Source organism: Acinetobacter sp. HR7, from assembly GCF_000773685.1.
In the GTDB taxonomy this organism is placed as follows: Bacteria; Pseudomonadota; Gammaproteobacteria; order Pseudomonadales; family Moraxellaceae; genus Acinetobacter; species Acinetobacter thermotolerans.
Genome location: NZ_JPQO01000217.1, coordinates 1 through 10,076, shown reverse-complemented (window position 1 = coordinate 10,076; position 10,076 = coordinate 1). Strand labels below are relative to the sequence as shown.

Below are 10,076 nucleotides of genomic sequence, written 5' to 3'. Positions count from 1 at the left end.
TAACTGACTGGCATTACTGTTGAACAGGGCTTTTTTATTGGATCCGGAAATGAAGTTGATTCGATCGAATAAATTTAAAATGACCTCAAATATTTATTTTTCTGCCTATTCCTTCACACTTTTAAATTAGATAAAATAATTCTATAACAATATAAATTTTAAATTATTCCAGCCTCACATATTTGAGTACTGGGGGTGGTATGAAAAGAATAAGCTTTTTGTTCGTGATGTTGTGGTTGTCCGCGTGTAGTTACTTTGTTTCTACCGATGAACTGGCACGGAACATTGAAGCCCAGATGCAACGTGAGCTGAATACTCATCAGGATTACCGCCACTATAAGTTGAAGGTGCTTGAGGTCAAAATTACTGAACGTGATGGCCGTGAGTTTAAAGCCATTTCCCAGCTGGAATATCAGGGTAAATCTTATCCGGTGCATGTACTGATCCATCCGGATGGCAAGGGCTATAACTGGGAACTTGAAGATGATGCTTTTGCCTTTATCGATGAAGTTGAAATCCAGAAATATGAACGGCAGTTACAGCAAGAACTGGCAATGATTTCGGCAGAATTTGAAAGAGATGACGGTTTTAATTCATCCGTGCGTTACACAGTTCCGGCCACAGAAGAGCCTGAACCGGTGGTGGTTTCACAGCGTGTGGAGGAACCCATACCAGTGGGAAATATTACGGCTTATACCAATTAATATTTAAGACATTCCCATAAAAAAGCACCGATGAACGGTGCTTTTTCTTTATAGATTCTGAACCTGCTGTTCGAGCAAATATTCTTCAGTACGCTTCATCGCTTCCTGAATATTAAACAGTGCAGTTTCTACATCTTTCAGGGTTTTGGCATTACCGCCACTCAAGGCTTGACGCCATTTACGTGCTCCTGGCAGGTTCTGGAACAGACCGAGAATATGGCGGGTAATAATGGAGAGTGGTGCACCTTCAGCCATGCGCTGGGCAATATAAGGCATCATTTGCTGCATGATGTCAAAACGGTCTGGTGCTTCGAGGTTCCATAACTGGCCCAGTTCAGCCAACAGGTATGGATTGTGATAAGCCTCGCGACCAATCATTACGCCATCGACATGTTTCAGGTGTTCCACAGTTTCGGCATAAGTCTTGATCCCGCCATTGATTTCAATGATCAGATCGGGACGATCCTGTTTCAGGCGATAGACATCTTCATAACGCAGCGGTGGAATTTCACGATTCTCTTTTGGAGACAGGCCTTGTAGTAAGGCAATCCGTGCATGCACGATAAAGTTGTTACAGCCCGTCTTTGCAACTGTATTCACAAAATGCAGCATCTCTTCATAAGACTGCATGTCATCAATCCCGATTCGGTGCTTTACCGTCACTGGAATATCCACGGCATTACGCATTTCAGCGATACATTCCGCCACCAGATCCGGTTCAGCCATCAGGCAAGCACCGATCTTGTTGTTCTGCACCCGGTCACTTGGACAGCCGACATTCAGGTTGACTTCATCATAGCCCCAGTCCTGTGCCATCTTGGTACAGGTTGCCAGTTCTTTGGGGTTGGAACCACCAAGTTGCAGCACTATCGGGTGTTCTTCCTGATTAAAGTCCAGATGACGTTTGGCATCACCATGAATAATGGCACCGGTAGTGACCATTTCAGTATAAAGGATGATATTCAGGTTAAACAGGCGTGCAAAAAAACGGTAATCCTTGGTGGTCCAGTCCATCATCGGCGCAACACTGATTCGTGGTTGAAGTTGTTGTTCAATGGTCTTGAGATCAGTCATTCAAAATCACGCCTTATTTCAGAAATGGAAGAGACCGCACCACAGCTATTTCGGTACGCGCTGCTGATGTGAGCATCAAGCCAGCAGAAGAGGGCGCAATATTAGCATAAAAATAAATGACCTTTCATGGATAGGGAGATTACTCGGGTAACAGTGCATTTCAGGCCAAAACTACAAAGTGTAAATAAGCATTCACATAGATACCGAACCCATAACAGATTTACTGATTTACTAAAAATGAAAAGTGTTTAATATGAAGGCAATAGGAGAAGAAAAGGAGAAGAAGAATGATGTTGCTGGAGGAGATTTTTAAGATAAATAAAGCACAGTTTTCAGACGGTTTTAATTTACGGATTCAACGTGCGCTCAGCTGGCTAAAAAAAGCGATTGAGCTAGAAAATGATCATGATCTGCAGTTTCTGAGTCTGTGGATCAGTCTGAATGCCCTGTATGGCAGAGAAACCGAAGAACCGCTACACCAGCAGGATCTGGAGCATTTTTTTCGGCAAATTTGCGCGCAAGATAAAGAGAAAAGAATCAGATTAATTTTATGGGAGCGTCATAGTGCGAGCCTGCAGGCGTTGCTGGACAATTCCTATATGACTCCGCATTTCTGGAATTATCAGCATGGCAAGATTAGTTTAACGGATTGTCGTGAAGCAGTAGGGCAGGAGCGGCAGGAGGCACAAGATGCCCTGGAACATCAAAAGGAACTGGATTTGTTGATTATTCTGTTCCATCGCCTGTCTACCTTGCATCAGCAAATCCAACAGGGTGGAGTGAGTTATGCCAGTGTGCTCAACCGTAAACAGATGCAGGACAGTTGTCTGCTGTTATCAGCATTACTACATGCTTTTCTGTATATTTTACTGGAAAGCGCGGGTGTAATTGATGGTGGCAAGCCATTTTATCCGGTGGTGCAAGTCCACTAATCAAGATTTTGCATTTGCTGCACGGGCTTGGTAGAGCTGGTCAATCAGAGCAAAGAAGCTGGCCGCCACAGCAAAACCCAGCCCGGTCAGGCAACTCATGCTCCAGCCTCCATGATGCCAGGCGTAGACCCCAGCAGCAGAACCGCAGGCCCCGCCAATAAAATACAAGGTCATATAAATCGAATTAATCCGGGACTTGGCATCAGGCCGTAGACGGAAAATGATGTTCTGGTTGCAACTATGCACCATGGCCAGACCTAAGTTAATCAGGGCATAGCCTAAGATATAACTGATCAGCGAAGTTTTGCCGAAATACAGAAATAGCCAGCTTCCTGCCAGAATCGAACAGCCAATCCAGGTCAGTAGTCGAATGTAGCCACGGTCGGCCCATTTACCAATCACCTGTGTAGACAAAGCCCCAAATACCCCAACCATGGTCACTATACCGACCATGACATCTGCCAGATTAAACGGGGGTTGGGTAAGCAACAGGGCAATGGTTGAGAATAAAATGCTCATTGAAGCAAAGGCAAAAGCACCGGTCCAGGAACGGAGTACCAGTCGAGGTTCTTCTGCCAGCAAACTGCCCATGGAGCGGAAAATACTGGAATAGCTGATGCGGAATTTGGGCAAGGTCGGTAACTGACCACGCAGATAAAGTCCCAGACTGAACATGGCGAGTGAACTTGCCACGTAGATCGCTTTCCAGTGAATCAGGTCGGATAGCAGTCCAGCAATACTGGTTGAGAGCAGAATTCCGACCAAAAGGCCACTCATCAAAAAGCCAACCACTTCACCGGTTTTTTCTGGTTTTACCGTCATAGCGGCGAGTGGAATTAATACCTGAGCTGCTACTGAAAATAGCCCGGCAATAATGGTTCCGACCCACAGCATTGGCAGATTAACCGCCGTAGCACAGAGCATCAAACCCAGCGCGGCACCGCACATCAGTGCAGGAATCAGCTTGGTCTTGTTCAGCATATCCCCGAGTGGAACAATAAATAGCAGACCGAGCGCATAAGAGACCTGGGCAAAGGTTACCGTCAGGGCAACTTCGGATTCAGGAACCTGATAATATTGTTGAATCGAAGCAATCAGCGGCTGACAATAATAGTTGGCACCTGCACAAAGCCCACAGGCAATCGCCATCAGCCAGAGCAACGGCTTATTTTGACTGATATCCAGTGCAGGGTTCATGACAGTGACCTTATGTGCAGAAAATGATTTTGGATGATGGCATCAAAACGATGCAAATGTTGCAGGCACTATAGGTCAAAACGAATTAAGTTAAAAGTAGAAAAATACAACAGAATTCTGCACATAGACCGCGCGGTAGCATCCGCTAAAGAACTGCTAAAGCTTGGCTGGCCTGTATTTGATCAATATTTTTCTTTTATGGATGGCCAAAATTAGATTGAACAAACGAGAAGAAAAAGTAGTCGCTTGAGGATTACTAACTCTATTATTTTTTTGCACAAATATGGTGCAATAAATGATAATTTGAGAACTTCAGAGGGTTTTGGATATTAATATAATAAATGACTCAGAAATTATTTTTTAACGATTACTATTGATTTTTTAGACCTGAGCTGAATAAGTCACAAGAGCTAATACAAAGCACTATGTGTGGTAAATAATTTAAAAATTTTATCAGTGGACAATGGAAAAAATATAGGAAAACAGCCTGTTCGGTAGATCATGATCCATATTCAAAATAGAATGTGATTTGTCAAAAATGTCAAAGAAGAAAAATACACTCAATAAAAGTGCCTAAAATGGGGTATTCTGGAGCTGTAGAAATGAGAATAAATGCGTCCGAAAAAAAGCAAGAACTGTCAGAATAATCAATGTAAGCCAAGGCAACAAAAACTAAGCTAGGTGGGAAACAGCAAGAATGAAAATTGGCTTCAATGGAATGATGATCGCTTATAAATTTAGTCAATCAAAAAATTAGAGCTGAACTTATAAATGTTATATGACAATCGTATTTTTATGAATCATCAGTTCAAAATATGGGTATTTATAAAATAAATATTGGGTAGTAATTTAAAACGGTTTGATTAGAATCCAAAAATTCAACAAAAACACATCCTGAGGGGAAACATCGTTATCGCGATGTTTACTTAAGAAAAAATTAGCTTGAGGGACGCTCATGCAGATCGGAATTCCAGCCGAAACTGTCGTCGGTGAAAATCGTGTCGCTGCGACACCTGAGACAGTAAAGAAATTGATCAGCGCTGGTCATAGCGTGGTGATCGAACGTGGTGCAGGGGTAAACGCTGCCTATATCGATAGTGCCTATGAACAGGTTGGTGCAACGCTTACGGATGATGCTTATACCGGTAGCCAGATTATTTTGAAGGTTCGTGCACCGAAGGGTGAGGAAATTCAAAAATTACCAGCTAATGCAACGGTTGTGGCGATGTTTGATCCATACCGCAATACCGAGCTTGACCAATTCGCGGCACAGAATGTGTCTGCATTTGCCTTGGAACTGTTGCCACGTACCTTGTCGCGTGCGCAAAACATGGATGTCCTGTCTTCTCAGGCCAACCTGGCAGGTTATAAATCTGTCCTGATTGCTGCGAATGAATATCAGCGCATGTTTCCAATGTTGATGACTGCCGCAGGTACAGTAAAACCGGCTCGTGTCGTGATCATGGGCGTTGGTGTAGCAGGTCTGCAAGCCATTGCAACGGCTAAACGTCTAGGTGCTGTAGTTGAAGCAACAGATTTGCGTCCGACTGCAAAAGACCAGGTGGAATCTTTGGGCGGTAAATGGCTTGACGTGCCAATGTCTGAAGAAGAAAAGCAGAAAGCTGCGGATGCTGCCAAAAATGGTTATGGCTGGATGCCAGGTGAACAGTACATCAAAGACCAAGCAGTGATCGTGGATAAAGCGGTTTCCAATGCCGATATCGTGATTACCACAGCATTGTTGCCAGGCCGTGATGCACCGCGTCTGATCCGTGCTGAAACCGTTGCCAAAATGAAACCGGGTTCAGTGATTCTGGATATGGCGGTGGAATCGGGCGGAAACGTGGAAGGTTCTAAATGCGGTGAAACAGTCGTGACTGAAAATGGCGTGAAGATTCTGGGTGTACCAAATATTCCGTCAACTGTAGCGACTGAAGCTTCTGCACTGTATGCACGTAACGTTTTGAACTTCGTAGAAACATTGTTTGATAGTGAAAAGAATTTTGCCATCAATCAGGAAGATGAAATTCAAAAAGCCCTACTCGTCACTCACGGCGGCCAAGTGCTGTTAAAGCGTGGTTAAGGAGAGTACTCATGGTTGAAACTATTACGATTTTTGTCCTTGCCATTTTTGTAGGTTACTACGTGGTGTGGGGTGTAACACCAGCTTTGCATACGCCGTTGATGGCGGTGACCAACGCTTTGTCTTCGATCATTATCGTCGGTGCCATGCTGCAAACAGTGGGTCTGCCAATGATTGGTGTGGAAGGCAGCGTTGATTTCCAGAGCATTAACGTGGTGAGTGTACTGGGTGCAATTGCAGTGTTCCTGGCAAGCATCAATATTTTCGGTGGCTTCGCCGTAACTGCACGAATGCTGGAAATGTTCAAACCAAAACAAAAGAAAAAAGAGGGCTAATCGATGGAATTCATTCGTGAATATGCAAATTGGTTCTACTTGATTGGTGCCATTCTCTTTATCTTGACCTTGCGTGGTCTGTCTGGTCCTAAAACTGCAATTGCCGGTAACCGTTACGGTATGATCGCGATGGCGATTGCGGTGATCACGACCTTCTTCGTTGCGGATAATCCAGTGATCTGGATGATTCTGGGCGCGATGGTATTGGGTGCGATCGTAGGTATTGCCCGTGCCAAAACTGTTCCAATGACACAGATGCCAGAAACTGTAGCATTGATGCACTCGCTGGTCGGTTTATCTGCAGTTTTGATTGCAGTAGCTGCGATTATCCACAACAACAAACTGGTTGAGCTGGGTCCAGACCTGTTGGCTGCAAACGGTGTCGCTTTCCATGAAATGAGCAAGGTCCATTTGTTCGAACTGTTCGTGGGCTGCTTCGTGGGTGCGATCACATTTACAGCGTCTGTATTTGCTTATGGCAAATTGGCTGCGAAGAAATGGGCGAAAACCATTTCGGGTGCATGGGTAAAACCGGTTCAGGCACTGATTTTTATTGCCATGCTGGCAGCAGGGATTCATTTCTTCCTGACTGGTAACATGACTTCGTTCTGGGCAATGACTGGCCTGGCGCTGGTATTCGGTTGGGTATGGATTGCACCGGTCGGTGGTGGTGATATGCCAGTGGTGGTATCGCTACTGAACTCATTCTCTGGATGGGCAGCAGCAGGTATCGGTTTTACCTTGGAAAACAACATGCTGATCGTTGCTGGTTCGCTGGTGGGTTCTTCAGGTGCGATTCTGTCTTACATCATGTGTAAGGCGATGAACCGTTCGATCATCAATGTATTGTTTGGTGGCGCAATGGGCGGTGCAGCAGCTGCCAGTGCTGCTGCAGGCGAACAGGTACAGCGTAACCATCGTTCTGGTTCTGCAGATGATGCGGGCTTCCTGATGTCAAATGCGGATAGCGTGATCATCGTACCAGGTTATGGTATGGCGCAAGGTCGTGCACAGAATGCAGTAAAAGAACTGGCGAACCTGTTAAAAGAGCAGGGCGTGACTGTACGCTTCGCGATTCACCCGGTTGCGGGTCGTATGCCTGGTCACATGAATGTGTTACTGGCAGAAGCTGATGTGCCGTATGAAGACATTCTGGAAATGGATGAGATTAACTCTGACTTCCCGGCAACAGATGTAGTCTTAGTGATCGGTGCGAACGACGTGGTAAACCCGGCTGCGAAAGACGATCCAAACTCACCAATTTACGGTATGCCAATTCTGGAAGCTCATAAGGCACGTACCATCCTGGTGATCAAGCGTTCTATGGCAACCGGTTATGCGGGTCTGGATAACGATCTGTTCTATAACGACAAGACCATGATGATCTTCGGTGATGCCAAGAAAGTTGTGGAAGACATGACCAAAGCGATTAATGGTACAGGTCACTGAGTTATAAAATCTCCCCTAACCCCTCTCTTTGTAAAAGAGGGGAACTCACAGAGATTAAAAATAAAAACCACCTTCGGGTGGTTTTTTTATTGTTCTTTTTTTGTGCAGAAAAATGCCTATTAATGAATCAAAAATATCTATTTATTATGTGAATTTGCATTATCTTCTTGATAAGAATTTGACCTAATTCTCAATATATTGTTTCTATAAATCATTTTAAATATTTATAAAGTATATGGCACTGTTCTTGCTATTTCCCCTTTAAGAAAATAAGGGGAATCAGATGATAAGAACAAAATATTGGGGGCTATTGCTGGGGTTATTGAGTTTGCCTGTTTTTGCAGCTGAACCGGCAGAAATGGCAAAAAATATCCAGGAAATCCGCATCTCGCTAGACAGTGTCTGGGTCGTGATGGGCGGTATTTTGGTGTTCTTCATGCAGGCCGGTTTTGCGCTGATTGAGAGTGGCTCGGTCAGAAGTAAAAATAGCGTGAATGTTTTAATGAAAAATTACATGGATGCCTGCCTAGGGGGCGTGGTGTTCTGGGCGATTGGCTTTGGCCTGATGTTTGGGGTAAACCACAGTGGCTGGATTGGTCTGTCGCATTTCGCACCGGATCAGCTGGATAGCTGGAGCTGGAACTTGCTGTTCTTTCAGATGATGTTTGCAGCGACTGCAACCACGATTGCCAGTGGCGCGATGGCAGAACGGATTCACTTTGTGGCCTATGTGGTAAGTGCAGCTTTTGTGAGCGGCCTGATTTATCCGGTATTTGGCAGCTGGGCATGGGGCAGCCTGTTTGAAGGTGAAGGCTGGCTGAAAGCCATGGGCTTTATTGACTTTGCCGGCTCAACAGTGGTGCATTCAATTGGTGGCTGGGTCGCATTGGCAGGCATTATTGTTTTAGGGCCACGTTTAGGGCGTTTTGGTCGTAATGGTCAGGTGCATTTTCTACCAGGGCATAACCTGCCTTTAATCGCCTTAGGTGGCTTTATTCTGTGGTTGGCATGGTTTGGTTTTAATGCCGCTTCAACGGTTAATGCGGATGTCAGCATCGGTCGTATTGCCTTGAATACGCATCTGGCAGCCTGTGCAGCGGCAGTCGCTTATATGTTATTTGCTTTGATGCGCCGTAAAGCCATTTTGATCAGAACCACGATCAATGCTTCACTTGGGGGGCTGGTTGGGATTACTGCAGGTTGTGCCACCATGAGCCCGGTGTATGCGGTACTCACCGGTCTGATTGCGGGCTTAATGGTGAGTGTACTGCCAGCCGTGCTGGAAAAATTCAAAGTAGATGATGTTGTCGATGCAGTCACTGTACATGGTTTTTGTGGGGCATGGGGTACGCTCGCTGCCGGAATTTTCTATGAAAGCAAGATGTTTGATAGCAGTATCATTATGATTCAGGCACTCGGTGTAGGTGCTGGCTTCATCTGGGGCTTTGGTGTGGCATTTGTGGTGTTCAAAATACTGCACCTTATGCTCGGTGGTTTGCGTGTCAGTCCGCAGCATGAGCAACGTGGTCTGGACTATACCGAACATGCGGAATTGTCTTATCCGGAATTCCAGCGTGATGTCACTTTTGAAACTGACAACATTACTCAACGACATTAATAAACAGGGGGAAACGATATGAGTGCAGAAGTGCTTAATCTGGAGCAACGCAAGCAAGCTATCCAGCGTGGACTCCAGCAGTATTTTCATGGATCCCACCTGGAGCAGATCGTGGGCTATTGGGAGCAGGAATATAGTGAACAGCCGGCTTTTGTATTGAATCGTTTCCTCAGTGAAATCTGTACCACGGATGAGTTAAAGCAAAACCGTAAGGATATGCTGAAACAGGTACTGTATGAACTGACTCTGGTCGAGAAAGGTGAATTACTCCAAGCGAAGAAAGTTGAGACAGTTTCACTGAATCAGATGGCTCAATATCAGGCCTATCAGGATTTTACTGAAAATGTATTAGCACAAGTCCAGGCTGCAGACCGCAAAGATTTCTTGTTGGAGCTTGCCCAACAGCTGGTTAAAGATCAGGTCTTGATGCAGGCAAGCCTTCAACCGGGTATGGATTTATTGAGTTGTGTACCTTCCAAGCTGTATGACAAAGCTATTACCAGCCTGTATCAGGTGTTTTGCGATTTTTATGGGCCACTGCGTAGCGATCAGATCTATTCACAGGCCAAGAATTTGGTGAAACAGAAACATCCGGAAGCTGATCTGCATTACCTGCTTTAACAGACCTTTAAAAATTCAGGCAATAAAAAAGCGACCGCTACAGGCATTGCTGTCCCACAATTT

The 10,076-nt window shown here is 45.1% G+C and carries 9 protein-coding genes; 7 read left to right on the top strand and 2 right to left on the bottom strand.

Translation table 11 applies throughout. The features are described from left to right. The first annotated feature begins 200 nt into the window (after positions 1-200). Positions 201-704 (top strand): hypothetical protein, encoded by a 504-nt coding sequence (locus tag GW12_RS14160; protein ID WP_034588782.1) that lies wholly within the window; start codon positions 201-203, stop codon positions 702-704. Positions 705-752: 48 nt separating this feature from the next. On the opposite strand, the gene dusA is transcribed toward GW12_RS14160, so the two are convergent. Then, positions 753-1,778: a tRNA dihydrouridine(20/20a) synthase DusA gene (gene dusA, locus GW12_RS14155; RefSeq protein ID WP_034588780.1), complete on the bottom strand. Its 1,026-nt coding sequence runs from the start codon at positions 1,776-1,778 to the stop codon at positions 753-755. 287 nt (positions 1,779-2,065) lie between these two features. Between dusA and GW12_RS14150 the strand changes: the two genes are divergently transcribed. Continuing rightward, a complete protein-coding gene (locus GW12_RS14150; RefSeq protein ID WP_034588778.1) occupies positions 2,066-2,710 on the top strand; it encodes a HEPN domain-containing protein in 645 nt (214 codons plus the stop codon). Here GW12_RS14150 and GW12_RS14145 read toward each other — a convergent pair whose 3' ends face one another. Next, a complete protein-coding gene (locus tag GW12_RS14145) occupies positions 2,711-3,907 on the bottom strand; it encodes an MFS transporter (RefSeq protein ID WP_034588775.1) in 1,197 nt (398 codons plus the stop codon). Between the two features lie 955 nt (positions 3,908-4,862). Between GW12_RS14145 and GW12_RS14140 the strand changes: the two genes are divergently transcribed. The 5 genes from GW12_RS14140 to GW12_RS14120 all read left to right on the top strand — a co-directional run bounded on the left by GW12_RS14140 (position 4,863) and on the right by GW12_RS14120 (position 10,013). Beyond that, positions 4,863-5,990 carry a Re/Si-specific NAD(P)(+) transhydrogenase subunit alpha gene (locus GW12_RS14140; RefSeq protein WP_034588773.1) on the top strand — a complete coding sequence of 376 codons (1,128 nt, stop codon included), beginning with the start codon at positions 4,863-4,865 and terminating at the stop codon, positions 5,988-5,990. 11 nt (positions 5,991-6,001) lie between these two features. After that, positions 6,002-6,325 carry a proton-translocating transhydrogenase family protein gene (locus GW12_RS14135; RefSeq protein ID WP_034588772.1) on the top strand — a complete coding sequence of 108 codons (324 nt, stop codon included), beginning with the start codon at positions 6,002-6,004 and terminating at the stop codon, positions 6,323-6,325. 3 nt (positions 6,326-6,328) lie between these two features. Continuing rightward, positions 6,329-7,774, top strand: coding sequence for an NAD(P)(+) transhydrogenase (Re/Si-specific) subunit beta (locus tag GW12_RS14130; protein WP_034588770.1), 1,446 nt, complete (start codon positions 6,329-6,331; stop codon positions 7,772-7,774). Between the two features lie 283 nt (positions 7,775-8,057). Further along, positions 8,058-9,392, top strand: coding sequence for an ammonium transporter (locus GW12_RS14125; RefSeq protein ID WP_034588767.1), 1,335 nt, complete (start codon positions 8,058-8,060; stop codon positions 9,390-9,392). An 18-nt stretch (positions 9,393-9,410) separates the two neighbouring features. Next, positions 9,411-10,013: a hypothetical protein gene (locus tag GW12_RS14120; protein ID WP_034588765.1), complete on the top strand. Its 603-nt coding sequence runs from the start codon at positions 9,411-9,413 to the stop codon at positions 10,011-10,013. Positions 10,014-10,076 lie beyond the last annotated feature (63 nt).

Bases quoted from the DNA above. Each gene is read 5' to 3' on its own strand.
- GW12_RS14160 (WP_034588782.1), top strand. From the start codon at position 201: ATGAAAAGAATAAGCTTTTTGTTCGTGATGTTGTGGTTGTCCGCGTGT.
- dusA (WP_034588780.1), bottom strand. From the start codon at position 1,778: ATGACTGATCTCAAGACCATTGAACAACAACTTCAACCACGAATCAGT.
- GW12_RS14150 (WP_034588778.1), top strand. From the start codon at position 2,066: ATGATGTTGCTGGAGGAGATTTTTAAGATAAATAAAGCACAGTTTTCA.
- GW12_RS14145 (WP_034588775.1), bottom strand. From the start codon at position 3,907: ATGAACCCTGCACTGGATATCAGTCAAAATAAGCCGTTGCTCTGGCTG.
- GW12_RS14140 (WP_034588773.1), top strand. From the start codon at position 4,863: ATGCAGATCGGAATTCCAGCCGAAACTGTCGTCGGTGAAAATCGTGTC.
- GW12_RS14135 (WP_034588772.1), top strand. From the start codon at position 6,002: ATGGTTGAAACTATTACGATTTTTGTCCTTGCCATTTTTGTAGGTTAC.
- GW12_RS14130 (WP_034588770.1), top strand. From the start codon at position 6,329: ATGGAATTCATTCGTGAATATGCAAATTGGTTCTACTTGATTGGTGCC.
- GW12_RS14125 (WP_034588767.1), top strand. From the start codon at position 8,058: ATGATAAGAACAAAATATTGGGGGCTATTGCTGGGGTTATTGAGTTTG.
- GW12_RS14120 (WP_034588765.1), top strand. From the start codon at position 9,411: ATGAGTGCAGAAGTGCTTAATCTGGAGCAACGCAAGCAAGCTATCCAG.